Here is a 25,649-nt window from a genome sequence, read left to right on the forward strand (position 1 = left end):
GGTCATCGTCCGCGAAAGCGGACGATCGAGTACGCCGCGGCGGTCGGGGTTGACCCGGCTCTCTAGCCGCCGGCGATACCGGCAAAGAGATCATCCCAATTTGGATTGTGCTCTTCAATCAGGCGAATCTTCCACGCCCGATTCCACTTCTTGAGTCGCTTTTCGCGTCTGATCGCGTTCTCGGGGTCGTCGAACTGCTCAAAGTAGACGAGCCTCACGACGTCATATTTTCCCGTGAAGCTCTTGGGCGTCCTTAGCCGATGTTCCGCGACGCGACGGGCAAGGTCGTTGGTGACGCCGATATAAAGCGTTCCTCCGATTTTGCTGGCGAGAATGTAGACGTAGAGGTTGCGCGCTCCCATCGGTCGCCGCTGGAATACTGGACGCCCCGCATGCGCGGGGCATGACGACGCGGTGAGGCCCACGCCTACTTCGCTTCCGCGCTCGCCATGATCGGCCGCACCGCATCGCCCTCGCGCAGGATTGCGCCGGCGCGCGCCACCACGACGTCGCCTTCAGCGAGCCCTTCGCGGATCTCGATATCGCTGCCGGACAACAGCCCGACCTCGACCCGCTTGGTCTCGACCCGCTGCCGCCGCACCACCTGCACCACGGTGCCGCCGTTGCTGTAGAGCACGGCGGTGAGCGGCACGGTGACGCCGCAGCTCTGCCCGGTCTTGATCAGCGCGCGGCCATAGGAATTGACCAAAAGCCGCCGGTTGGTGGTGAGCGATATGAAGGCCTGGCCGAGCTGGCTGTCGGGCTGCACGGTCGGCGCCACGCGGCGCACCTTGCCCTCGATATAGCCGGCGCCGGGGATGCGGACGTCGGCGGTCTGGTTGGCGGCAAGGCGCGTGACATCCTGGGTCGGCACCAGCCCGACGAGGTCGTATTCGTTGCGGGCGATGATCGTGAACAGCGCCTCGCCGCGCGCCGACGCCAGCGCGCCGATGGTTGCCGTCGACGAGGCGATCAGGCCGGCGACGGGTGCGGCGACCTGAACCGAGCCGCCCTCCGGCAGCGTCAGCCGGGCCAGCGTCTGGCCCGCGGTGACGGTGTCCCCGGCATCGGCCATCACCTCGGCGACCTTCAGCCCCGGCCGCTCGGGCCGCACCGCGGTCTCGTCGCGCGCGATGATGATGCCGGAGACCTCGACGATGTTGTTGAAGCAGGATTTTGCCGCCTTCAGCACCGTCACCGCCGGCCCCTTCGGCGCGTCTTCCTCGGCGGCGCGGGCGGGGAGGGCGGCGGCGCAGAGCAGGGTGGCGGCGAGGCAAGCCGAGCGGAAGAAAGAAACGTCGCGCGCGCTGAAAGGGGTCATCAGGCATTTCCGTGCGGTTCTATGGGTATTTGGATAGCAGATGGACGGAGGGGGGCAAAGCCGGAATGGCGTGATGCGGTGTCACAGCGGGGCGTCAATAAGCGTCGATCGAAGCCAGGTCGCTCTGCACCGGGAGACGAATTTTCGAAAGCGCTTCAACGCGATTCTACCCGTCCAGTCCTCATGCGAAAAATAATCCGCTTGTCGCGTCGGGCAAATCAGTGGCTTTGATCGGCGCGTCCCGCCTCCACAAGAGGGGCGTATCGCGATCGTCACGGACGTAGGAAGCGGGATGCGATGGACGCGGCGGTGTTGAAAGACGAGTAACACCTGCGCGGACGGCGAAGTCGTGTGGTCCTGGCGCCCCGACGCTGGCGCTAAGCTTGCGGATGGCGACGTCGGCCCTGTCGGGTCCGACGCGCCGAGATCCCGCAGGCGACGGTGGCAAGAAAGCCCGGTCACCGGGGAGAGCACGAAGCAAACCGTTAAAACCATTCGCGCAGGGAAGGCCGGCATGATCCGGTCAAGCCTGTGGTGACTAACTCGTGTGCTTTCCATTTTTTGCACGCGAGGCTGCGGGTGCGACCAGCATCCGGCTTTCCCTGCGCCCTCTATTCTCCGAGGGACAAGAATTTCGCATCGCTCGGGCGCGAAACGCGTCGCGGGGATGATGCTGCACACCCTCCGTTGTTTGAAAATCGAATCCGGCAACACGCGGCTCGCGCACGCGCCTGTCATCGCCCGCGAAAGCGGGCGATCCAGTATTCCGAGAATCCTGTGATGAACCGAGAGGCCGCGGCGTACTGGATACCCCGCATGCGCGGGGTATGACGACTGAGGGCGTCAACCCGCTGCGCTTACTTCCGCCTTCGCGCCGCTGCCGACGACGCATCGACGACGTTGTCGACCTCTTCGCGCCAGCGCAGGATCTCCATCGCCAGCACCGGGTGATTAAAACCCTTGAGCTGGAGATCGTCGAGCGGTCGCGCGTCGACCCACGGCTCGACCATGCCATAGACCCGGCGCGAGACCACGATCTGCCCGGCATTGGCCTCGTCGCACAGCCGCGAGGCGAGGTTGGTGACGCTGCCGATCGCGGCATATTCCAGCCGCTGCTCGAAGCCGATCTGGCCGAGCGTCGCATAGCCGAGCGCAATCCCGAGCCCAAATCCCAGGCTGTGTCCGCGGTTCTTCCACTTCTCGGTCAGGAGCCCGATCCTGTCGCGCATCTCGCAAGCCATCTTCACCGCGCGCTTGGTGTGGTCGGGAAATTGAATCGGCGCGTTGAACAGCACCATCACGCCGTCGCCGGCATAGCGGTCGAGCGTGCCTTCGTAGCGGAAGATCAGTTCGCCGAGCGCAGCGTGATATTCGCGCAGCACGTTCATCGCCTCTTCCGGCTCGGTTGCCTCCGTGAATGCGGTGAAGCCGCGCAGGTCGCAGAACACGACGGTGACCTCGCGGCGGTGGCTGTCGAGCAGCGCGTCATGGCCGTCGGAGGAGGCGATCAGCTGCGCGACCTGCGGCGCGAGGAAGCGCTCCAGCCGCCTGATGCGCTCGATCTCGGCAAGCTGCGTCTCGACGCGCTCCTCCAGCGACCTGTTCCAGTCCTTGAGCTCAACGGTCTGCGCCTGCAACTGGCTCGCCTGCTGCTGCACGGTGGCGGCCGCCGCGGCGAGCTCACGGCCCTTGTGGTCGACCTCGGTGAAGAGGCGCGCGTTGCGCATCGCGAGCACTGCCTGGTGCGCGAAGGTGCGCATCAGGCCAATCAGGCTCAGTGGGAAGTCGCCGGCGGCGCGGTGCAGCACGACGAGAGAGCCGAGCACGCCCTGCTGGTCGACCAGCGGCACCACCAGCACGGCGCGGAAGCCGGCTTCAGGCGCGACGTCGCGCAGCAGTGTGTCGGCGGCGGCATCGAGATCGGCGATCGCGATCGGCTCGCCCCTGGCGGCGGCCTGCCCGAGCAGGCTCGCATCCGCCTCGATGGTGCGGTGGTCGCCCTGCGCTTCGCGGTCGATACCGTTGGCCTCGACCAGCGTGAACTGGCGCGCGGCTGCATCATAGCCATAGATCAAGACGGCGTCGGCATGGGTGATCTCGAGCGCACGGGCCGCGATCGTCGGCAGCACCGCGTCGAGGTCGAGCGAGGAGGCGACTGCGCGGCCGACCTCTTCCAGCACCTTCAGCTCGTTGATCGACTGCGCAAGGTCGCGGGTGCGCTCCTCGACCTTGGATTCCAGCCCCGCATAGGTCTCCTGCAGCTGGCCCGCCATGCTGTTGAACTGGTCGGAGAGCTCTTCCAGCTCATCCTTGGTCTTGATGTCGATGCGGTGACTGAAATCGCCGGCGCCCAGCCGTCGCGCGCCGGTGCGCAGCGCTTCGATCGGAATCAGCATGCGCCGCGCCAGCAGCGTGCCGGCCGATATCGCGATCAAAAGGCCAAGCCCGATCAGGAGCGCGATGCGCACGAGCTGGTCGCGGATCGGCGCCAAGGCCTGCGCGGTCGGCTGCTCGAACAGCACGGTCCAGCCGAGCTTCGGCACCGCGCCGGAGGCGGCCAGCACGGCGTGGCCGTCGCTATCGGTGCCGGAGGAGGGCGCTCGGCCGCTCGATGCAAGCAGGCTTGCGACCTGCGGCAGCTTCGCGAGGTCCTTGGCGAGGTCGGGGCCTTTCGAGGAGCTCGCCAGCACCTTGCCTCTGGCGTCGACCACATAGGCAAACGCGTTCCTGCCGACCTGGGCGTCGGACAGGAAGTCGGAGAGGAAGCGCAGGTCGATCTCGGCGACGGTGACGCCGGCATTGAAGCCGGAATGGGCGACCGCGATCGACATCAGCGGCCGGTCGCCCTTGAAGGTGGCCGGCTGATAGCTGACGCCGCGCGCCACGGTCTCGGTGAAGCCGAGGTCGCGCGAGAAGTCGGCGTTGCTCGCGACCGCGACCTGGGTGCGCGACAGGCGGAGCTGCTCGCGGCCCTGGCCGTTGAGCTGCGACAGCTGGCTGATCGCGGAGACCTGGTTGAGCAGCTGGGCATAGTCGGCGCGGCGCTGGTCCAGCGTCACGACGCTGGCGCGGGTCACCCAGCTGATCTGCCGCTCCAGCTCGGCGACCGACTGCTCGATGCGCTTGGCCACGGCCTCCGCCTTCTCGGCCATGGCGTCGGTCAGCGTGGCCTTGGTGGCGCGGTAGCTGATCCAGGTCTCGGTCGCGCCGTTCACCGCGAGCACGAACACGACGAGGCCGACGAGGGAGACGACATATTTGGCGAACAGGCCCTCGCGCAGGAACCAGATCGTCTGTTTGACCCCGCTCATCCGCTTCCTCTGCGCCAATGCCCTCAAGCCATGCGCATGCCATGCCGCCGGAAGCCGCCGCGGCAGGCCCCTGCGGGCACGGGTTTAGCACAGATCGGACGGGACCGGCGGGCCCCCAGCGACGTGATTGGCGCCGGAAGCGACGTGGTTAAGGACTACCCTGATGGGAGTACGGCTATTGCCGGTTGAACAATTGCCTGAGCACATCGTTCATCGGCTGGCTCTCCTGCTGCGCCGGGGGTTCGGCGGGCTGGTCGGTCCGCGGCTGCGAAGGCTGAGCTTGCGGCGTGGGCGGGGCACCTTGCGGCGGCGCCGGGATGCTGCGGTCACGGCCGCTTCCCGTGCTGCCGCCGAGGCCCTGGATCAGATTGCCGATGGCGCCGCCGAGGGTGCCTAGCGCGTCCGATCCGCTGCCGCTGCCCTGGTTGGTGCCGCTGCCGCCCTGCGACTGGTTGCCGCCGAGCCCGCCCAGCCCGCCGAGCAGGCGATCGAGGCCGGCGCCGCCCGCACCGAACAGGCCCTTGCCCATCTCGCGCAGCTTGGCATAGGCGGCATCGGGATTGTCCAGCATGCCCTGCATATCCGGATAGATGCGCGGTTCGGACCACGAGCCGTCGATCATCACGGGAATGCCGAAGGCGACCGGATCGGAGGTGCGGCCCTGCCCCTGCGTCGTCAGCACGAGCTTCGGCTCGACGCGAAAGGCCATCAGCTTGGTGCCGAGATCGACGGTGCCCGCGCCGGTCACCTTGACCAGCGGGCCGACCAGGTTGAGGTCGGTGGTCTGCGCCTGGCCGCGCTCGATGCGGAACGAGGCCGACAGCTGCGAAAGATCGGTCGCCTCTTCGCGCGACTCCTGCCAGCCGGACAGCGTGCCCGTGGTCAGCGAGCGGATCATCTGCGCGACATTGAGGCCGCGGATCGCGCCGTCCTGCAGGTTGATGAAGGCGGTGCCGGACAGGTTCGACAGGATCGCGCGCTGGCTCGTGCCGTTGGAGCGCACCGCGATCTTGGCCTGCATCCTGCCGTCGAGCCGGTCGAAATCGGCAAGGCTGCGCAACAACGGCAGCGCGCGCACGCCGACGAAATCGGCATGCATCGCGTAGCTCGGCTCGGTTCGCGAGGCGTCGATGATGGCTTCGCCGGTGACGTTGCCGCCATAGGCGCCGAGATTGGAGACGGAGGTCTTCAGCACGCCGCCGGCGAGCGCGGCGTCGATCACGGCCGGGGCGAAATGCGAATCGCCGATGTTGAGCTCGGCGGCGGAAATGCGCGCCTGGGCGTCGACGTAATTCAGCCCGATCAGGCTGATGGGCGCGTTGCTCCAGGGCTGGTTGATCGGCGATGCCGGCGTCTTCGACACCGCAACGTCGAGCTTCTTGAAATCGAGGTCGAGCTTGACCAGCGGCTTGCTTGCGCCATCGACCGAGGCCCAGCCGTTGAAGGCGGCATCGCCGAGCGTGCCGCTGATGGCGTTGATCATCACGACCGAGCCGCTCAGCCGCGCCTCGGCCTTGCCGGTCAGCGGAGCCTGCAACAGGTCGGGCGCGTCGAGGGTGAATTCGAGCGGAACGGTCTGCCGTTCGCCTGGGCTCGCCGGCAGAGCGGCCTTGATGTCGTATTTCAGCGCCCCGCTGCCGGCGCGCGCGTTGCCGCTCGCCGCAAGCTTGCGGTCGGCGCCGAGCGTGGCGTGGGCATTGATGGCGTCGATGCGGTTCTCGACGCGGTCGCGCGCATTGGAAAACACCACCGCGCCGTCGGTGATGGTGATGCGGTCGATCGCAAACCCGTCGAGACCCGCGCCGGACGCAGTGGACTTGCTCGTTGCGGCATCACGCAGGCGATCGCGCAGCAGTGGCACCGACAAGACAGGGCGCCTGATCGCGAGTTCCCGGATCTCGGGATGGCCCGACCACAGGCTCGACAGCGCCACGCCCGCCTCGATGCTGTCGATGGAAAGCCGGCTCGACGTCTCGCGCTCCTTCGGGTCCTTCAGCGTGACGTCGCCCATGGTCACGGTGAACGACGGCCACAGGCTGATCCGGGTCGCGCCCGCGATCGCGATGCGGTAGCCGGTCGCGCGCTCGACGCGGTCGGCGATCGCCGAGCTCAGGAAGCCGGAGGGGATGCCGATGATCAGCAGCAGCACCAGGATGACAAGGACGGCAGCGGCGGCGGTGCCGGCGATTTTCAATGCTCTCATGTCGACGTTCCAACCGCATGGTTCCGCCGGCGCAAACGCCAGCCGAACCGATCGATCGAGCTTATCCGCAAAGCGGAGGCCGCTCAAAAACGCTCAAAAATAAACAGGGGGTGCTGCAAACAACTGTGACTTATGACACACTTCTGGCATTGCGGAATCCTGTAAATCGAATTTTGAACATTGAAGGTATTGCCATGAGCAAGCAGGCCGAATTTGCGGTCATTTTGAAGATGAATGCGATGTTCGCGGATCTCGGCGCGGACGAATTGCAGCGGATCGCGAACCTTTGCCACACCCAGCATCTCGCGGCCGGCGAGGTGCTGTTCCAGAAAGGCGACGCCGGCGATGCCCTGTTCGGCATTCGCCGCGGCCAGATCCGGATCGAGACCGGTGCCGCCGACGGCAGCCGTCTGACGCTGAATTTCATGGGGCCGGGCGATCTGTTCGGCGAGGTCGCCGTCCTCGACGGACAGAACCGCACCGCGGACGCGAGTGCGGCCGAAGCGACCGAACTGTTCGTGCTGCGGCGCGAGGATTTCCTGGCTTTCCTCGAGCGCGAGCCCAAGGTCGCGATCAGGATCATCATGCTGCTGTGCCAGCGTATCCGCTGGCAGAGCGAGCGGATGGAGGAATCGGTTCTGCAGCCGCTGCCGATCCGCCTGGCGCGACGGCTCTGTGCGCTCGCGGCCGATTTCGGCTCGGAGGTGCATATCTCGCAGGAGCAGCTCGGCGTGTTCGTTGGCGCCGCGCGCGAAAGCGTCAACCGTCAGCTCCAGACCTGGCGCAGGGACGGCATTCTGGACCTGCAGCGCGGCCGCATCCTGCTGCAGAACCTGAACCGGCTGACCGCAATCGCCCGCAACGAATAGCCCAGGTGGCGCCGACGGCCTGCCGCGCCTGATGCGAAAGTAGGCAGGGACTGGCATACCAATAAGCTTGCGTGCCACCGTGAAGCGGTCATATCGTACCCCGCAACCAGACGGGGGAACTCGCAATGACAACAACGGCGGTGGATACGCGTCGGTCGGTGGCATCGACGCGCTGGATACAGCTTGTGCTCGGTTTGATCGCCATGATGTCGATCTCCAGCCCGCAATATGTCTGGACGCTGTTCACCAAGCCGTTCCAGGACTCGATCGGCGTTCCGCTCTCGGCGATCCAGGTCACCTTCACCATCCTAATCGTGCTGCAGACCTGGTTGTCGCCGGTACAGGGCTATCTCATCGACCGCTTCGGCCCGCGAATCCTGATCGCCGTCGGCTGCCTGCTGTCCGGTCTCGGCTGGGTCACCTCCGCTTACGTCAACAGTCTGATCGGCCTCTATCTCACCTATGGCCTGTTCTGCGGGATCGGAACCGGCATCGTCTATATCGGCATCATCGGGCTGATGGTGCGCTGGTTTCCGGATCGCCGCGGGCTTGCGACCGGCGTCGTCGCCGCCGGCTACGGCTTTGGCGCGATACTGACCACGTTCCCGATCGACACCATGATGAAGGACGCGGGCTATCAGCACACGCTGCTGGTGTTCGGCATCATCCTCGGGCTGATTGGAGCTGCGGCGGCGCTTGCCATGCGCATGCCGGGCGAGGGCGATACCTTGCCGGCCGCGCCGGCCACGGCCGTGCAGACCGGCACGCCGCCGGACCAGATGCTGCGCAACAGGATCTTCTGGCTGATGTTCGTCATGATGACCATGATGTCGACCGGCGGCCTCATGGTGATCTCGCAATTCGCGGCGTTCTCGCGCGACTTCGGCACCTCCAATGTCGTGGTGTTTGGTCTCGCCGCGCTGCCGCTCGCGCTCACGGTTGATCGGCTGACCAACGGACTGACGCGGCCGTTCTTCGGCTGGGTCTCGGACCGGATCGGCCGCGAGAACACCATGGGCATCGCGTTCCTGCTCGAGGCCGCTTCCGTCACGATGATGGTGCTGTTCCGCGAGAACGCGCTCGCCTTCGTCATCCTGTCGGGCGTGGTGTTCTTCGGCTGGGGCGAGATCTTCTCGCTGTTCCCTTCGACGCTGACCGATACCTTCGGCGAGAAATACGCCACCACCAATTACGGCTTTCTCTACATCGCGCAAGGCGTGGGATCGATCCTCGGCGGCCCGCTCGCCGCACTGTTGCGCGAGCAGACCGGAAGCTGGATGCCGGTGTTCGCGATCATCATCGCGATGGACGCGCTGACCGGGCTTCTTGCGCTTGGCGTGCTCAAGCCGATGCGGCACGCCTATATGGCCAAGCCCGGGCGCTGACCCGCGGCCGCGAGGCGATCCGCGAACCGGTTCGCTATTCGGCGGCCGGCGCGATCGTCGATGCGGATTGGGCTGGCGGCGCCGGCGGCGGCTTGTGCTGGTCGTCGCCATGGTCGGCGCTCGAGACGATCAACCTTCGGCCGAGGTGCCAGATCAGCGAGCCGAGATCGTCCATCACCATGAACATCGCCGGCACGAACACCAGCGACAGGACGGTGGAGAACAGGAGCCCGCCGATCACGGCGAGCGCCATCGGTGAGCGGAACTCGCCGCCTGCGCCAAACGCCAGCGCGCTCGGCATCATGCCGGCCACCATCGCCACCGTGGTCATCACGATCGGCCGCGCCCGCTTCTGGCCGGCGTCGATCATCGCTTCCTCGCGCGGCTTGCCGGCGCGGATGGATTCGATCGCGAATTCCACCAGCATGATCGCGTTCTTGGTGACGATGCCCATCAACATCAGGATGCCGATCCACACCGGCGTGGTGAGCTGCTTGCCGGTGAGCAGCAGCGCGGCGATGGCGCCACCGATCGACAGCGGCAGCGAGAACAGGATGGTGATCGGCTGCAGGAACGTGCCGAACAGCAGCACCAGCACCGCATAGACCATCATCAGGCCGGCGGTGATCGCGGTGGCAAAGCCTTCCGACAATTCGTTGAGGCTCTCGGCGTCGCCCGACGGGCTCACCTTGACGCCCTTCGGCAGGCTCTTCATGACCGGCAAGTCGTAGATCTTCTTGGTGGCGTCGCCGAGCGCCGCCGAGCCGACGAGATCGGCGGCGACGGTCGCCTGCCGCTCGCGGTCGTAGCGGTTGATGCTGGTCGGCCCCTGGTCGAGCTTGATGTCGGCGATGACCGAGAGCGGCACGCCGCCCTTCTCGCCGTGCTCGCCGAGCGGCACCCGCAACTGCTCGAGCGTCTTCAGGTCGCTGCGCGCAGCGTCCTCGAGCTGGACCCGGATCGGCACCAGGCGGTCGCCGGCGTCGAACTTGGCGAGCGCGGGGCCGACGTCGCCGATGGTGGCGACGCGGATGGTCTGCGACAGGCTCTCGGTGGAGACGCCAAGTCGGGTCGCGAAATCGGCACGCGGCCGGATGCGCAGCTCAGGCCGGTCGAGCGAGACCTCCGAGATCACGTTGGAGATGGTCGGAATTCGCTTCATCTGGGTCGCGAGTTCGCTCGCGACGTTGTTGACGATGTTGCTGTCGGCGCCGGTAACGACCAGCGAGATCGCGCGCAGGCCATTCTCGTCAAGGAACCAGTAGCGGATGTCGGGAACGTCCTCGAGCTCCTTGCTGACCTCGAGCTCGAGCTGGCGCTGGGTGATCTTGCGTTCGGCCTTCGGCGTGTAGTTGATGATCAGCGCGGCGCGGCGAACCTCCTGCGTTCCCGGCGGCACGCGGCCGCCGTCGACGAATATGCTCTTCACCTCCGGCCGCTTGCGCAGCCGCGCCACGATATCCTCCGTGACCTTCTCGGTCTGGGCGAGCTGCGAGCCCGGCGGCAGCTCCATCGCGAGCAGCGAGCGCGCGGTGTCCTGCGCCGGCAGGAAGCCCTGCGGCAACAGCTTGATGCTCCAGATCGAGGCGGCAAAGATGGCGAGGCCGATCAGGACCGTGATGAAGTGATGGTGCACCGACCAGGTGACGAGCTTCGTATAGGCCCTCAGCAGGCGGCCGGGCTGCGGCTCGTCGTGCGGATGATCCTTCATGAAATAGGCGGCGAGCATCGGCGTGACGAAGCGCGCGGCGAGCAACGAGAAGAACACCTGCACCGAAACCGTGATGCCGAACTGCTTGAAGAACTGCCCGGCGATGCCCGACATGAAGCTCGCGGGCGCGAAGATCGCGATGATCGTGAGCGAGATCGCGATCACGGCAAGCCCGATCTCGTCAGCCGCCTCAAGCGCGGCGCGGTAGGGCGACTTGCCCATCCGCATGTGACGGACGATGTTCTCGATCTCGACGATGGCGTCGTCGACCAGGATGCCGGTCGACAGGGTGATCGCGAGGAACGAGACGAGGTTGAGCGAGAATCCCAGGATGTCCATCATCCAGAACGCCGGGAAGATCGACAGCGGCAGCGAGATCGCGGCGATGATGGTGGCGCGGATGTCGCGCAGGAACAGAAGCACGATGACGACGGCGAGGAAGGCGCCCTCGAACAGGGTCGAGATCGCGGCTTCGTAGTTGCCCTTGGTGAAGTCGACCGAGGTGTCGATCAGCTTCAGGTCGACGTCGGGATAGGCGGCCTTCAGCGCGTCGATGCGCTTCTGCACGAGGCCCGCCACCACCACGTCGGAGGCGCCCTTGGAGCGCTTGATGCCGAGCGCGACCACCGGCTCGCCGTTGAAGCGGGCGAAGGTGCGACGGTCGGCGATGGTATCGGTGACGGTGCCGAGGTCGTCGAGGCGAACCTCGCCGCCGCCGAACAGCGCGATCATGGTGCCGGCGAGATCGTTCAGCGTCTTGGCGCCGGCCAGCGTGCGGATCGCCTGGTCGTTCTTGCCGATCTCGGCGCGGCCGCCGGCGAGGTCGACATTGGTGCCGCGCAGGCTCTGGCTGACATTGACGGCGGTCAGCCCCGCGGCCTGCAGCCGATCGGGATCGAGCGACACCAGGATTTCGCGCTCGACACCGCCGATGCGCTCGACCTGCGCCACGCCGCGCACGCCCTGCAGCGCGCGCTTGACGACGTCGTCGACGAAATAAGAGAGCTGCTCGGGCGTCTTGCCCGGCGAGATCGCCGCATAGGTCACGATCGGCAGGCCGATGACGTCGACACGCTGGATCAGCGGCTCGTTGACGTTCTGCGGCAGGTTGGCGCGCACACGGGTGACCGCGTCCTTGACGTCATTGAGCGCGCGGTCGGTGTTGGTCTCCAGCGCGAACTGGATCGTGGTCACCGACAGGCCGTCGGTGATCGAGGAGGAAATATGCCTTACGCCCTCGACGCCGGAGACGCCGTCTTCGATCGTCTTGGTGACCTGGGATTCAAGCTCGGATGGCGCCGCGCCGAACTGCGAGACGGCAACCGAGATCACCGGGATGTCGGCCGAGGGCAGCCGCGTCACCGCGAGCTTGGTGAAGGAGACCCAGCCCAGCACCAGAAGGATGATCGAGAAGACGACCGACGGGAGCGGGTTGCGGATCGACCATGCCGAAATATTGAGCGCCATCAGCGTACCCGTCGATCGATTTCATCGGCGAACACCGTCTTGATCTGGTCGCCGTCATGCAGCGAAGAGCCGGCGTCGGCCACGACGACTTCGCCGACTTCCAGACCTTCGAGGATTTCGATGTTGGTGTCAGACACCAGCCCGACCCGCACCCGTCGCGTCTCGACGGTGTTGCCCTTCACCACCTGCACCGTGAGATGGTCGATCGCGGTGCGCGGCACCGCGACGCCGCAAGAGCGCTTGGCGTCGATATTGGCGCGGGCGAACATGCCGACCTTCAGCGAGGGATTGTTGGTCAGCGAGATCCTGACATGGCCGAGCTGCGTGGTGCGGTCGATCTGCGGCGAGACCACGCGGACCCGGCCGACCAGGTCCGGCGCGTTGTCGCGGCTGACGCGCGCCGTCGCGCCGGGGTTCAGCTTGAGCATGTGCGCCGCCGGCACCTCGGCGTCGAGCTCGATTTCGTTGTTGATCGCGATCCGGAACATCGGTCCGGCCTGCGGCGAGGCGGGCGCTCCGACGATGGTCTTGACCTCGGTGACGAGGCCAGCGGCGGGCGCGCGCAGCGAGACCGGCGCGTTGGGCCGCTGTGGTGGCGGGCTCAGCCGCGCCATTTCCTGGTTGTCGGTGACGGTGTCGCCTTCGCGGACGAACAGGTCGGTGACCCGGGAGCCCTCCTGATCGGCCCCGACCACGGCCTCGCGGCGCGGCACGATGAAGCCGGTCACCCGCACCAGGTCGGAAAAACAGGCATTGGTCGATTTGGTGACGACCACCTGGGCCTGGCCCGACGTATCCTTTTCCTCGGGGCGCGGGCGATGCTCGAGCCACCAGAGGCCCGCCGCAACGGCAAGGAAGAACGCCACGCCCCCCGCAGGCTTGAGGTATCCGGAGAAGTTCATCGCCCGATCAACCAAGACCTTCCACAACAGGAAACAGGGACGTGGCGGCCCGCATTGATGCGGCGCGCATGGTCCCCGAAATGAACGAACGTCCCGCAGGCGAGCGGGACGCGTGATCGCGACGATACTTTACCCTGCGTCACGGCCGTCACAAGCGTGTTTACTTGGACGCGGTCGCCTTGTTTTCCATGTTCACCACCTGCACGCGGCGGTTCGCCTCCGCCATCGGCTGGCTCGGATCCTTCAGTTTGGTTTTGCCATATCCGACGGTGACGAGGTCGGGCGAAGCGATGTGGAAATTGTCCACCAGGTAGCGCTTGACTGCGTCGGCGCGCCGCTCCGACAGATCCTGGTTGTAGTTGTCGCTGCCGGCGGCATCGGTATGGCCGGCGACGATGAACGTCGAGCCTTTCAGGTCGGGATTGGTCAGCGCCCGTCCCAGCGCCTGCACCGAACGAACTGATTTCTGGCTGATATTGGCCGAGTTGTAGTCGAAGGTGATTTCCAGGTCGATATTCGGCTTGGCCTTGGCGATGGTGGCGATTTCCTCGCGCTCCGACGTCGTCAGCGAGCGCGTGGCGCGGCCGCGGATCGAGCTGACGAACTGGGTCTCGGCGGCGCTCGGCGCGGGGTCGGATTGCGGTCCAACCGACAGCCCGCGGGTCAGCGGCTTCTTGGCCGGCGCCAGCGCCTTGATGATCTGGTCCTCGGTGACGTCGTCGGCGGCCACGGCCCTGGTCATGCCAAACGACAAGGTCGCACCGAGCATCACGATCGACACAATCGCGGTGAGAGTTGTCCCAGACATTCGTGACATTGCCAGTCCCTCCTGCGCTGCCCCGCGCGTTGAAAAAAATGATCCAAAAAGCCGCGACCGGTGCCGACACCGGAGCCCATTTCGCGATGTCACTCTATTTGTCTGCGGCGTCCGCTGCTGGTTCGACGGGCAGGGCGCCGACGGCCTAAAAAACTCAACGGACCCCGTAACTTTCGAACTCCTGGACGATATTCGGGTCCATGGCCTTGGCGTTGGCAATATCCAGATTGCCTTCGGAAACCGAGCCGTTGCGCTGCTTGGCAAGGCCGCGTCCGTACAGGGAGGAGGTCAGCCGCGGGTTGATCTTCAGCGCCGCGTCGAAATCAGTGATGGCGTTCTTGGTCATGCCCGCCTTCAGGTTGACCAGGCCGCGGCTGTCCAGCGCATCGACGAAGTTCGGCCGCAGCCGCAGCGCCTCGTTGCAATCCTTCAGCGCCGCCTGCAGGTCACCGGTCACGGTCCTGACCCAGCAGCGGTTGTTGAGCGCCTCGACGTCGCGCGGGTTGATCCGCAGCGTGTCGTCGAAATCCTTCATCGCGAGGGTATACGCGCCCTTGCTGGCATAGACCTGGCCGCGTCGGTAGAGCGCGCTGACGTCGTCGGGATTTTCGCTGATCTTGGCGGTCAGGCTCTTGATGGTCGGATCATCCGCGAGCGCGGGCGCGCTGGCGGGAGGCGTGGGGGCATTGCCGCTATTGCTCGGCGGCGGCTGGACCGGCGGCACGGCTGCCTCGACCTGCGGTTTCGGCTGCGTGACGTCGGCCGGCGGCTTGGACGGCGCCGCGTCGGCCGGCGGCTTGGCAGGCGTCGCCGCGGTCTGGGGCGGCAGAGCCGGAGGTTGCGGAGGCGCCGGGGGCCGCGGCGGGTCAGCCTGCGGAGAGTTGCTGGCGACGGTCGGTCCCGGGCGGGAACCGCCGGAACCGGGGATGAAGGAGAAATCCTCCGCCAGCGAAGAGGAAATCCACGGCACCTGCTCGCTGCGCGAGGCGCGGGTGACGCCGACCCGGGTGCGGTTGAGCGTCTCTTCCGCCATCAGATCGGGTACGCGGATTTCCTTGAGCAGCTCCTGCACGAACAGGCTGTGGTCGCCGCCATTGTCGGAGATCACCGACGACAGCGCCGCCGAATACATCACCAGCGTTCCGTTGGGTGCAATGACGGGCGCAAGCCCTGCGGAGAAGCTGCGGAAGCGCCGCTCGAACGGATTACGCCTGGAGGCGTCGATCAGCGCGATCTTGACGCCGGCGCCACGGTTGTTGATCTCGCCCAGGACCGCCTCGAGGCTGAAGCCGTCGCGGCGGACATCCGCCTCGGTCCAGATCTGCGCATCGACCGGGATCAGGTAGCTCTGCCGGCTCGACTGCACGCCGAAGCCGGAAAAAAAGATCAGGGCGACCGAGCCCGGCTTGATCTTGCCGTACAGGCGATCGAAGGCGCGGCGCATCCCGTCGCCCGTGAGGTTCTCGCCGATCTCGACAGTGAAGCCGTCGCGCTTGAGCTCGTCGGCGACGTCGCGGGCGTCGTTGATCGGCTCCTTCAACGGGGTGTCCGCGTCGGGATATTTTGCATTGCCGATGACGAGCGCATAGCGGTCCCCGGCTGCCTGGGACGGGATGGTCGGGGTAATCGCGAAAATCAGCGTAAGGAGCAGTGCAAGGCGAGTTTTCATACCACGGCTATCCAGCAGCCCAACAGGCGCCGAAACCAGCTCGCGCCGCGGCGACCTTACTCTAGCGGAACGGCATTATCAAACCGGCCTCCGGCACCGTCAACCGCTCGCGAAGTCGTTGTTATCGCGACAATTAACCGCGATGTGACACGCCTGTTGCGGGAATAAAAGGAGGCCGGACAGCCGCGTCGGACGCGGCCGCGCGCGCCACCTTTTCGCGGCCGCAGCAGCGACCATCCGCGAGCCGCCGTCATGCGATTGTTCCCTCGCGTCCTCGCTGCCGTCTGTCGGGCCGGCCGCTCGCCGCGCGCGGTTTGACGTCCGCCCGTTGCGGTGGCTTGGTGCCGGGCTGCCGACGCCAACAGGACAACGGTGACGACGATGGGAAACGCCTACGAAATCTATGCCATCCGCTACGCGACGATGTCGCCGCGGACGCCGCATCTGAACTTTCTGGTGCCCGATCCGCACGAGACCACGGCGCAGGATCTCGACTATTTCGTCTGGCTGATCCGCGGAGGCGGCCGCGACATCCTGGTCGACACCGGCTTCACCGCGGAGGAGGCGGCGAGGCGTGCGCGCAAGCTGACGCTTGACCCGATCGAGGCGCTGGAGCGCTTCGGCGTCGCTGCCGGCAGCATTCGCGATATCGTGGTCACGCATCTGCACTACGACCACGCCGGCAATCTCGACCGCTTCCCCAACGCGCGCTTTCACCTGCAGGATCGCGAGATGAGCTATGCGACCGGCCGCTGCATGTGCAATGGCGTGCTGCGCCATCCGTTCTCGGTCGAGCACGTCACCCAGATGGTGTGTCACGTCTATAGCGAGCGCGTCACCTTCCATTCCGGCGACGGCGAGGTCGCGCCCGGCGTTACCTTGCACCGGGTCGGCGGCCATTCCGATGGTTTGCAGGTGGTGCGGGTCGAGACGGCGCGGGGGCCCGTGGTGCTTGCGTCCGACGCGGCGCACTACTACGCGAACCTGCACAAGAAGAGCCCGTTCCCCATCGTCTACAATGTCGGCGACATGGCGCAGGGCTGGGAGATCGTCGAGCGGCTCGCCGGCCATCCCGACCGCTTCATCCCCGGCCACGACCCGATCGTGAGCGAGATCTATCCGCGCGCGAGCGACAAGGTCGATGCCTTCGCGCTGCATCTGGCGCCGTCGCGCTCGTTCGCGAAATAACCGCGGCTAGATTCGCAACAGCGCGGCGGGGCGCGCCTCGCGGTACTGCGCGGCAAGGCGGATGGCTGCGTTGGGCGCGCCGAAGCCGGAATAGCTCCTGCGCTGAACGATCTCGAAGAAGAAGCGTTCGTCGAACACGCGCGTATAAGCCTGGAAGAATTCGCCGCTCGCGTCGCGATCGTAGAGGATGTGATTGTCCCGCAGGGCGCTGGCCATTCCCGGCGCGAAGTCGTATTTCGCCTCCAGATCGTCATAGTAGTTGCCGGGGATGTCGAGCAGCGCCGCGCCGCGAGCACGGATGCGTGCAACCGTCGCGAAGATGTCGCTCGAGGTGAACGCGATATGCTGGACGCCGGAGCCAAGATGTTCGGAAATGAAGCGCGCCGATGACGTGCGCGTCGCGGTCGATCCATTGAGCACGATGCGCACGCTTGCATCCGAATTGATGAAGGCCTGGCTCTGAACGAGCCCGACGGGATCGGCAACCTCGTGCTGCGGCAGGCGTTCAAGGTCAAGAACGCCGCCATAGAACAGCGCCCAGGACAGCATGTCACCATGCGGCATCGATTGCGAAATATGGTCGACGGCGGTGAGCGAGTTCGCCGCTGGCTCGGCTGCGACAGCCTCGAAATCCCGGTTCCAGTTCTCGCCGTCGCCGCGAACGAAATAGAGCAGGCTGCCGCCGACCCCGCGGATCGAGGGAATTTCCAGTTCGTCCGGTCCGACCGGCTGTCGGAACAGCGCGGCCTTCAAGGTCTCGGCGCGCGACATGACGGCGGTGGGATCGTCGACCTTCATGGCGATGGCGCAGACGCCCGAGCCGTGGGTGACGTAATGGGAGCGGGCAAAGCCGGTCTGCTCATAGTTGACCACGAGATCGATATCGCCCTGCGACCAATGTTCGACGCTCTTGCTGCGGTGCCTGCCGGTCAGCGCAAAGCCGAGTTGCGACAGAAGATTGGTCAGTTCTTCGCCGTGCGTGCGGTCGACGGCAAATTCCACGAAACCCATGCCGCGGGTTTTCGTGCGCGGCGGGACCCTTGCCGATGATGGCGCGTGGGCGTCTTCCAGCAGCGCGAGCGAGCGGTAGCCGTCGATGGCGACGTTGGAGGCGAGCCCTGCGCGAAACGCGTCATTGAAGATTTCCAGCGACAGCGGGCCGCAATAGCCGGTCGCCGCAAGTGCGTCCATGAAATCGCCGACCGGCAGGTCGCCCTGCCCGGGGAACGAGCGGTGATGCCTGCTCCAGGACAGCACGTCGAGCTCGAGCTGCGGCGCGTCGGCAAGCTGAACCAGGAAGATGCGATCGCCGGGAATCGAAGCGATCGCCGAGAGCGGGAAACGTGGCGCGAGGGTGTGGAAGCTGTCGAGCACAAGGCCGACATTGGGATGGTCGGCGCGCCGCACGATTTCCCAGGCGTCGCGATAATCGCTGACGTGCCTCCCCCAGGCGAGCGCCTCGAAGCCGACCCGAAGTCCGCGCGCTTTCGCGCGCTCGCCAAGCTCGCGAAAGTCGGCGGCGGCGCGGTCGATGCCGCCGAGCGCGGCCGGCGAGACGTTGCTGCAAACCAGCAGAAGGTCGGTGCCCAGCTCGCGCATCAGGTCGAATTTGCGCATCGCGCGCACAAGATTGCGCGCGCGCTGCGGCTCGGGCATGCCCTCGAAGTCGCGGAACGGCTGGTACGCACAGATCGAAAGCCCGAGATCGCGACAGAGCGCGGCGACGTCGCGCGGCCGGCCGTCGAAGGCCAGCAGGTCGTTCTCGAAAATCTCGACCGCGTCGAATTTGGCGGCGGCAATGGCGCGCAGCTTCTCTTCGAGAGTTCCGCTGAGCGAGACGGTCGCGATCGCCCGTGTCACCATCGAATCATCCCCGAACTAGTAGTGGATCTTCGCCACCGCGCGCAGCTCGTCGGCCGTCGTGGTGGAAAAGCCGAAAAACTCCAGATACGCCGGAATTTGCTCGAACAGCATGTCGGTGCCGACCTGGACTTCGCAATCGCGCTGGCGCACGGCGGCAAGGAACGGCGTGATCTCCTGCTTCATCACGACTTCGCCGACCAGCGTGTTGGGCGAGATCCGGGCAACATCCATCGGCAGCGGGTCGCCCGCGTTCATGCCGAGCGGGGTGGCGTTGACGACGATGTCGAACCCGGCCGGATCGCTGGACCCGACGATGACCTTCAAATTCGGGTAGTGCGCGCGGATCCGCTCCGCCAGTCCCGTCATCGAAGGGGCATGGGCGTCGTAGAGCGCGATTTCCCGGACGCCGGCCTTGGCAAAGGACGCGGCGATCGCCGATCCGACGCCGCCATTGCCGACCACCAGCACGCGTGCCGGGGCGAGCGCGCGTCCCTTGCGCAGGACGCTGCGCACAAAACCCTCGCCATCGAACATGTCGCCGATCAATCGTCCGTCGGGGTCGAGGCGCACGGCATTGCACGCGCCCGCCACCTTCGCGGAGACGGATGCCTCGTCGAGCAATGCCATGGTCGCGACCTTGTGCGGCATCGTCACCAGCGCGCCGATAATGTTGCTCAGCCGGAACAGCGGCCTGAAGAAGGATGCGTAGTCGTCCGCCTTGCATCCCATCGGCACGACCACGGCGTTGATGCCGCGCTTCTCGAACCAGGGATTGTAGATCATCGGCGCCTTGAACGACCCTGTCGGATAGCCGATATGCGCGATGAGTTTGGTGTAGCCGTCGATCATAGAGCGTTCATTCAGCGCTGTTTGCGGTTGCTAGCTGTTTGCGGTTGTTAGCTGCTTGCGAGTGACGGCGCCGGGCCGCCGGTGTCCGGCTCGCTCCGGGCGCGCAGGCGATCATATTCGTCCTTGGGCAGCGGCGTCGCGTCGGGATTGCCGAGGTCGTTCAGGCGCAATCGGTAGGTTTCGCGCGCCGAGAAGGCTGCGATCGCGGCGATTGCGGCAACGCCGAGCGTGATGGCGCCGATCTTCAGCGGGATGCCGGTCGAGCCCGGAGGGGCCACGGCCGTGAACAGTGCCGGCAGGAAGGCGCTGATCGCGGTGCCGATATTCTGGCCGATCGCCATCGCGGACACCCGATAGCGGGTGCGGAACAGCTCCGGGTAGAACGCCGGGAATACGGCGTTGTAGCCCTGATAGACTATTCCCCACATCAGGAGCGAGGCGATGATCGCCATCCAGACGTCGTGGATGCTGATGGCATAGAGATAGGCGAACGACAGCAGCGCGGCGACCAGCGAGCCGATGATCATCGGCGGACGGCGGCCGATCCGGTCGGACAGCGCGCCGACGAATGGAATGAACAGCACGGCGAGGATATTCCCGGCCACGGGGATCCAGAGATAGATCTCCTTCGCAAAGCCGATGCCGTAGGCCGGCTGCACCGCGTAGGCCGCGCCGAAGATGGCCGCGACGACGGGGATGACGTTCATCAGCGCCATGCAAGCCACGCGCAGGATGTCGGCCCAGCTGCTCCTGAAGGCCTCGATGATCGGCGTCCGGGCGACCTTGCCCTCTTCCTCGGCCCGCTCGAAGGCCGGGGTCTCGTTGACCTCGCGGCGGATGATGTAAGCGGCGACGATGACGACGATGCTCATCAGGAACGGGATGCGCCAGCCCCAACTGTTGAAGGCTTCGCTCGGCAGATAGGCCGCGAGCGGCAGGAACACGGCGGCGGCAAAGATCTGGCCGGCCTGCACGCCCTGCAGGCTGAAGCTCGCATAGTAGCCACGCCGGCCGAACGGCGCATGTTCGAGGATCATGGAGCTCGCGCCAGAGATTTCGCCGGCCACCGCAAAGCCCTGGATCAGGCGCAGCGCAACCAGCAGGATCGGCGCCCAGATGCCGACCTGCTGGTAGGTCGGCAGCACGCCGACCAGCATGGTCGACGCCCCCATCACGAACATGCAGAGCAGGAGCACGTTGCGCCGCCCATGGGTGTCGCCCCAATGGCCGAGCACGAAGGCGCCGATCGGACGGGCGACATAGCCGACGCCGTAGGTCGCGAGCGACGCGATGATCGCAACGGTGGGATTCTGGGATGGGAAGAAGATCTGCGGGAACACCAGCGAGGCCGCGGTCGCATAGATGAAGAAGTCATAATATTCGAGCGCGGAACCGATCCATCCGCTCGCCGCCGCCCGCTTCGACTGGCGCAGATGCATTGGATGACTAGCCAATTCGGTCATGTTTGCTTCCTCCAGCGCTTGTTGTCGGCAGCCCTTCGACGGGCCTTTTATTTGCGATGGACCAGACCATATCGCCGTGACCGGCTAACACAATTACTCATTTATGCGACGAACTTAACCTCATGTTATTTTGCGGGCGACGCGCCTTTTGCCCCGGTCCGACCGCTTCCATCTCCGCGCGCAGGCAGGCGATGAAATGCGTCGCGTAAGGCGAAAGCGGCGCGCCGCGCTTGATCGCGATGAAGGTGTCGAACCGCGTTGGCTCCGTGATCTCCAGGATGCGCACGCCGGGGATGTTGCCATGCGCGACCGAAAACTGGTCGATCACGGCAATCCCGAGCCGTGCCTGCACCAGCGAGCAGACTGTATTGCCGAAGCGCGCGCGGATCGTGATGTCATAGGGCAGTTTGTTGCGCGCAAACAATTCCGCCATGATGCGTCCATAGGGATCGGTCGGCTCGATTCCGATCAGCGGAAACCGCGTCATCTCGGCCGCCGAGATTTTCCTGCGTTCGGCGAGCGCGTGGCCTTCCGGCACGATGCAGAACAGCCGGCCGGAGGCGAGCGGCAGGAAATCGAGCGCGGGATGATCGAGCCGGTAGCTGATCGCGGCGCAGTCGCCCTTGCCGAGCAGGAGGTAGTCGATCGCCTCTTCGATCTTCAGGATGTTGATGTCCATCCTCAGGTCGGGATAGCGGCGCCGCGTCTTCTCCACCGCGCGCGGCACCATCACCTGTGCGATGCTGGGCACCGAGCCGATCCGAAGCTCCGACAGGTCACCGCGGCCGATCTTGCCGATGACGTCGGTCAGATCATCGACCTTCTTGTAGACCGCGTTGATCTGCTCGAAGATGAGTTGCGCATCCGCCGTCGGGAAATAGCGGCCGTTCTGCCGCGTGAAGAAACGGATGCCGAGCGAGCGCTCGGTATATTTGATCAGACGGCTGATGCCCGGCGCCGAGACGTTGAGAAGTTTTGCCGCGCCGCTGATCGTGCCCGAGATCATCACGGCGCGAACCACTTCGATCTGTCGGAGCGTCATCATCGCCCGTCAGGATAACGCAACAGCCGGGTTGCTCAATACGCCTCTTTCTCGTCCGCCTCCCTGCTGGTCTGGACGAGGCCGAGGCTTTTCTCGACCTTGCCGAGCAGGCGGGCGAATTCCTTGCGCTCCTGTGCCGAGAGGCAGGTCAGGATCTCCCGCTCCTTGCGCAGGAGCCGCGGGATCAGGTCTTCATAGAGGATGCGGCCCTTGCGTGTCAGGCGCAGGCGGAACTCGCGGCGGTCGGCCTCGTTCTCGACCCGCTCGATGACCTCGCGTTCCAGCAGCGCGGTGACGGCGCGGCTGATGGTCGATTTGTGCGTGCGCGTGCAGTGCGAAATGTACTGCGCGCTGCAAGGTTCGCGGCGGAAACCGAGCGTCGCCAGCACCCGCCATTCCGGAATGTCGAGGCCGTAGCGCGCGGCGTATTCGATCGACAGTGCGGCCGAGACCTCGGCCGCGAGCCGGTTGAGGCGGAACGGCACGAAGCCGAACAGGTCCAGCCGCTCTTCGTCGTCGCGTTCGTCGCGCCCCGGATCGATCGCAGCCGCGGACCGGGCCCGGGACGGCGCTCTCGGCAGGGCCCTTGACGAATCTTTTGGCAATTCCTTTGGCAAAGAATCGCTCCGAATTGAGTTGACGGCCGGGCGGGTCCGGCTAAAATAGTTGCAAGTGAGACTAATTTAGCAGACCCGCTTCGTCCTGACCAGAGCCTTGAGGTTTTCGCGCATGGCGCAGGCCAACGATAAGGCAAAGACCCAGTTCGGCTATCGCCGTCACCCCGATCAGGACCGCGCCGCGGCCGCCGTCGCGGAGCACGCGATCGTGGTGATCGGGGCAGGTCCGATAGGGCTGTCGCTGGCGATCGATCTCGCGCAACGCGGCCAGTCCGTGGTGCTGCTCGACGATGCCGACCGTATCGGCGAGGGCTCGCGCGCGATCTGCTTCTCCAAGCGCTCGCTGGAATTCTGGGACCGGCTCGGGGTCGGCGACCGCATGGTCGACAAGGGCGTGGTGTGGAGCGTCGGAAGAATCTTCCACGGCGATTCCCAGCTCTACCAGTTCAACCTGCTGCCGGAGGAGGGACACAAGCGGCCGGCCTTCATCAACCTGCAGCAGTTCTATGCCGAGGCCTATCTGGTCGACCGGGTCGAGGAGCTGCCGGCGATCTCGTTGCGCTGGCGCAACAAGGTCGTCGGGCTCGAGCAGCGCAACGATTACGTCGCGCTGACGGTCGCGACGCCGGACGGGGCGTACCGCCTGCACGCCTCGTATGTCATCGCCTGCGACGGCGCCCGTTCCTCGCTGCGGCAGATGGTGGGTGCGGATTTCGCCGGCCAGGTGTTCGAGGACCAGTTCCTGATCGCCGACGTGAAGATGAGCGCGGCGTTCCCGACCGAGCGCTGGTTCTGGTTCGATCCGCCGTTCCATGCCGGCCGTTCCGCGCTGCTGCATCGCCAGCCCGACGATGTCTGGCGCATCGACCTGCAGCTCAATCGCGACGCCGATCCGATCGCCGAGAAGCGGCCGGAGAACGTGCGGCCGCGCATCGCGCGCATGCTCGGCCACGACAAGTTCGAGTTCGAGTGGATCTCGCTCTACAAGTTCCAGTGCCGGCGGATGGATCGCTTCATCCATGGCCGGGTGATCTTCGCCGGCGATTCGGCGCATCAGGTCTCGCCGTTCGGCGCGCGCGGCGCCAATTCGGGCCTGGAAGATGCGGAGAACCTCGCCTGGAAGCTCGATCGCGTGCTGTGCAAGGCCTCGCCGGCGAGCCTGCTCGAAACCTACCACATCGAGCGCAGCGCGGCGGCCGACGAGAACATCCGCGAATCCACCCGCTCGACCGATTTCATGGCGCCCGCCACGCCGCAGGAGGCGCGGCTGCGGCGCGCGGTGCTGTCGCTCGCCAAGGAAACCGAGTTCGGCAAGCGCATGGTCAATGGCGGCCGCCTCTCGGTGCCCTCGGTCTATGAGACGCCGCTGTCGACGGCCGATGCCGATGCCTGGGAAGGCGGGCCGCGGCCGGGCACCTCGATGCCCGATGCGCCGGTCGCGAGCCGCTCCGGCAACGTCACGTTCCTGACCGACGCGTTCATCGCGCAAGGAACCGGCTTTGCGCTGCTCGAGTTTGGAAACGGGGTGGCGGTCGATCGGCCCGAGGACCTCGGCGCGATCCGCATCGGTGACGATGACGGGCTGGTCGATGCGCAAGGCGTGGCGTGCGCCCGCTACGACGCCGCGCCGGGCAGCGCCTATCTGCTGCGGCCGGACGGCTATGTCGCGGCGCGTTTCCGCAAGCCCACCCGCGCGGCGCTCGAAGCGGCGCTGGCGCGCGCCGCGGGCCTGCAGTGAGGGTTTCGGTCATGGCGCTGTCCACACGTTCCAATTTCGCAAAGCCCGATGACGCCTTCCGCGCCATCGTGGAAGCGCACCGGGGCCTGAGCGAGGCGGAGAGCGCCGATTTCGATGCGGCGCTGCTCCTGATCCTTGCCAACCATATCGGGGACATCGGCGTGCTCAATGAGGCGCTCGCGCTCGCCAGGCGCGGGATGCTCGATGCGCGGCAGCAGCAGCAGCAGCAGCAGCAACAGCAACAGCAACAGCAACAGCAATACGACGAAGGGTTCTTGTGATGGCGAAGGGTTTTGCGTCCACCGGCGATCTCGCCGAAAAGAAGGTGACCTTTTCCGAGATCGGTCCCGATCTCTATGCCTTCACCGCCGAGGGCGATCCGAACTCTGCCGTCATTGTCGGCGAGGACGGCTGCCTCGTGTTCGACGCGCAGGCGACGCCGGCGATGGCGAGCAAGGTGATCGAGCGTGTGAAGAAGGTCACCGACAAGCCGATCAAATATGTCGTGCTGTCGCATTACCACGCGGTGCGCGTGCTCGGGGCCTCGGCCTACAAGGCGCAGGCCATCGTCGCCTCGCAGGAGACCTATCGGCTTGTCGCCGAGCGAGGCAAGCAGGACTGGGATTCCGAATATGGCCGCTTTCCCCGCCTGTTCCAGGACGCGCAGAGCATCCCCGGCCTGACCTGGCCGACGCTGACCTTCGAAGGCCAGATGTCGCTCTATCTTGGCAAGCGCGAGGTGCGGCTGATGCAGCTCGGCGCCGGCCACACCTCGGGCGACATCGTCGCCTGGGTGCCCGATGCCGAGGTGATGTTTTCCGGCGACCTGATCGAATACCACTCCGCCTGCTACTGCGGCGATGCGCATTTGCGCGAATGGCCGGCGACGCTGAACGAGATCCGCGCCTTCAATCCCAAGGCGATTGCGCCCGGCCGCGGCGACGCGCTGAAGGGGCTTGCCACCACGCGCGAGGCGATCGCGATGACGCGCGACTTCGTCACGACCCTCTATAACGCGGCCGAGCAGTCGGTCGCCAAGGGCCGCAGCCTGAAGGACACGATGGCGGCGACGCGGGCGGTGATGGACCCGAAATTTTCGAGCTTTGCGATCTACGAGCACTGCCTGCCGTTCAACGTGTCCCGGGCCTTCGACGAAGCTTCGGGGATCGACGATCCCGTGATCTGGACCGCCGAGCGCGACCGCGAAATGTGGACCGCCCTGCAAGGAGGATGA

19 protein-coding genes are annotated in these 25,649 nt (G+C 65.8%); 6 read left to right on the forward strand and 13 right to left on the reverse strand.

Annotated elements, in window-relative coordinates; translation table 11 throughout:
• Positions 1-62 precede the first annotated feature (62 nt).
• The 4 genes from QOU61_RS02465 to QOU61_RS02480 form a co-directional block, all read right to left on the reverse strand.
• Positions 63-362, reverse strand: coding sequence for a GIY-YIG nuclease family protein (locus QOU61_RS02465; protein ID WP_289662182.1), 300 nt, complete (start codon positions 360-362; stop codon positions 63-65).
• A gap of 65 nt (positions 363-427) precedes the next feature.
• Positions 428-1,321, reverse strand: a complete 894-nt coding sequence (locus QOU61_RS02470; protein WP_289656568.1) for an efflux RND transporter periplasmic adaptor subunit — start codon at positions 1,319-1,321, stop codon at positions 428-430.
• Positions 1,322-2,178: 857 nt separating this feature from the next.
• Positions 2,179-4,632, reverse strand: a complete 2,454-nt coding sequence (locus QOU61_RS02475) for an adenylate/guanylate cyclase domain-containing protein (protein ID WP_289656569.1) — start codon at positions 4,630-4,632, stop codon at positions 2,179-2,181.
• A 175-nt stretch (positions 4,633-4,807) separates the two neighbouring features.
• Positions 4,808-6,835: an AsmA family protein gene (locus QOU61_RS02480; protein ID WP_289656570.1), complete on the reverse strand. Its 2,028-nt coding sequence runs from the start codon at positions 6,833-6,835 to the stop codon at positions 4,808-4,810.
• A gap of 194 nt (positions 6,836-7,029) precedes the next feature.
• Between QOU61_RS02480 and QOU61_RS02485 the strand changes: the two genes are divergently transcribed.
• Positions 7,030-7,704 carry a Crp/Fnr family transcriptional regulator gene (locus QOU61_RS02485; RefSeq protein ID WP_289662184.1) on the forward strand — a complete coding sequence of 225 codons (675 nt, stop codon included), beginning with the start codon at positions 7,030-7,032 and terminating at the stop codon, positions 7,702-7,704.
• Between the two features lie 125 nt (positions 7,705-7,829).
• Positions 7,830-9,089, forward strand: coding sequence for an oxalate/formate MFS antiporter (oxlT, locus tag QOU61_RS02490; protein ID WP_289656571.1), 1,260 nt, complete (start codon positions 7,830-7,832; stop codon positions 9,087-9,089).
• 34 nt (positions 9,090-9,123) lie between these two features.
• Here the strand turns inward: oxlT and QOU61_RS02495 are convergent, their stop codons facing one another.
• From QOU61_RS02495 to QOU61_RS02510, 4 genes are all read right to left on the reverse strand, one after another.
• The gene (locus QOU61_RS02495) at positions 9,124-12,267 is read right to left on the reverse strand and encodes an efflux RND transporter permease subunit (protein ID WP_289656572.1); all 3,144 of its coding nucleotides are present in this window, start codon (positions 12,265-12,267) and stop codon (positions 9,124-9,126) included.
• Complete coding sequence (locus QOU61_RS02500) at positions 12,267-13,169, reverse strand: efflux RND transporter periplasmic adaptor subunit (RefSeq protein ID WP_289656573.1); 903 nt, start codon at positions 13,167-13,169, stop codon at positions 12,267-12,269. The genes QOU61_RS02495 and QOU61_RS02500 overlap by 1 nt, the downstream gene beginning before the upstream one ends.
• Before the next feature lie 160 nt (positions 13,170-13,329).
• Complete coding sequence (locus QOU61_RS02505; protein ID WP_289662186.1) at positions 13,330-13,977, reverse strand: OmpA family protein; 648 nt, start codon at positions 13,975-13,977, stop codon at positions 13,330-13,332.
• A 163-nt stretch (positions 13,978-14,140) separates the two neighbouring features.
• A complete protein-coding gene (locus tag QOU61_RS02510) occupies positions 14,141-15,655 on the reverse strand; it encodes a caspase family protein (protein ID WP_289656574.1) in 1,515 nt (504 codons plus the stop codon).
• A 381-nt stretch (positions 15,656-16,036) separates the two neighbouring features.
• Between QOU61_RS02510 and QOU61_RS02515 the strand changes: the two genes are divergently transcribed.
• Positions 16,037-16,843: an N-acyl homoserine lactonase family protein gene (locus tag QOU61_RS02515; RefSeq protein WP_289656575.1), complete on the forward strand. Its 807-nt coding sequence runs from the start codon at positions 16,037-16,039 to the stop codon at positions 16,841-16,843.
• A gap of 6 nt (positions 16,844-16,849) precedes the next feature.
• On the opposite strand, the gene QOU61_RS02520 is transcribed toward QOU61_RS02515, so the two are convergent.
• From QOU61_RS02520 to QOU61_RS02540, 5 genes are all read right to left on the reverse strand, one after another.
• Positions 16,850-18,706, reverse strand: a complete 1,857-nt coding sequence (locus QOU61_RS02520; protein WP_289656576.1) for a bifunctional sugar phosphate isomerase/epimerase/4-hydroxyphenylpyruvate dioxygenase family protein — start codon at positions 18,704-18,706, stop codon at positions 16,850-16,852.
• A gap of 15 nt (positions 18,707-18,721) precedes the next feature.
• Complete coding sequence (locus QOU61_RS02525) at positions 18,722-19,555, reverse strand: shikimate dehydrogenase family protein (RefSeq protein WP_289656577.1); 834 nt, start codon at positions 19,553-19,555, stop codon at positions 18,722-18,724.
• 47 nt (positions 19,556-19,602) lie between these two features.
• A complete protein-coding gene (locus QOU61_RS02530; RefSeq protein ID WP_289656578.1) occupies positions 19,603-21,018 on the reverse strand; it encodes an MFS transporter in 1,416 nt (471 codons plus the stop codon).
• Between the two features lie 97 nt (positions 21,019-21,115).
• Positions 21,116-22,063: a LysR family transcriptional regulator gene (locus tag QOU61_RS02535; protein ID WP_289656579.1), complete on the reverse strand. Its 948-nt coding sequence runs from the start codon at positions 22,061-22,063 to the stop codon at positions 21,116-21,118.
• Between the two features lie 32 nt (positions 22,064-22,095).
• Entirely contained in the window at positions 22,096-22,602 is a 507-nt protein-coding gene (locus tag QOU61_RS02540; protein ID WP_289662188.1) for a MarR family winged helix-turn-helix transcriptional regulator, read from the reverse strand.
• A gap of 187 nt (positions 22,603-22,789) precedes the next feature.
• On the opposite strand from QOU61_RS02540, the gene QOU61_RS02545 reads away from it, so the two are divergent.
• The 3 genes from QOU61_RS02545 to QOU61_RS02555 are packed head-to-tail and all read left to right on the forward strand — an operon-like array spanning position 22,790 to position 25,649.
• Entirely contained in the window at positions 22,790-24,415 is a 1,626-nt protein-coding gene (locus tag QOU61_RS02545; RefSeq protein WP_289656580.1) for an FAD-dependent oxidoreductase, read from the forward strand.
• Positions 24,416-24,426: 11 nt separating this feature from the next.
• Positions 24,427-24,696: a DUF2783 domain-containing protein gene (locus tag QOU61_RS02550; RefSeq protein WP_289656581.1), complete on the forward strand. Its 270-nt coding sequence runs from the start codon at positions 24,427-24,429 to the stop codon at positions 24,694-24,696.
• A complete protein-coding gene (locus tag QOU61_RS02555) occupies positions 24,696-25,649 on the forward strand; it encodes an MBL fold metallo-hydrolase (RefSeq protein ID WP_289656582.1) in 954 nt (317 codons plus the stop codon). Before QOU61_RS02550 ends, QOU61_RS02555 begins: the two co-directional genes overlap by 1 nt.

Source organism: Bradyrhizobium sp. NP1 (assembly GCF_030378205.1).
Classification (GTDB): Bacteria; Pseudomonadota; Alphaproteobacteria; order Rhizobiales; family Xanthobacteraceae; genus Bradyrhizobium.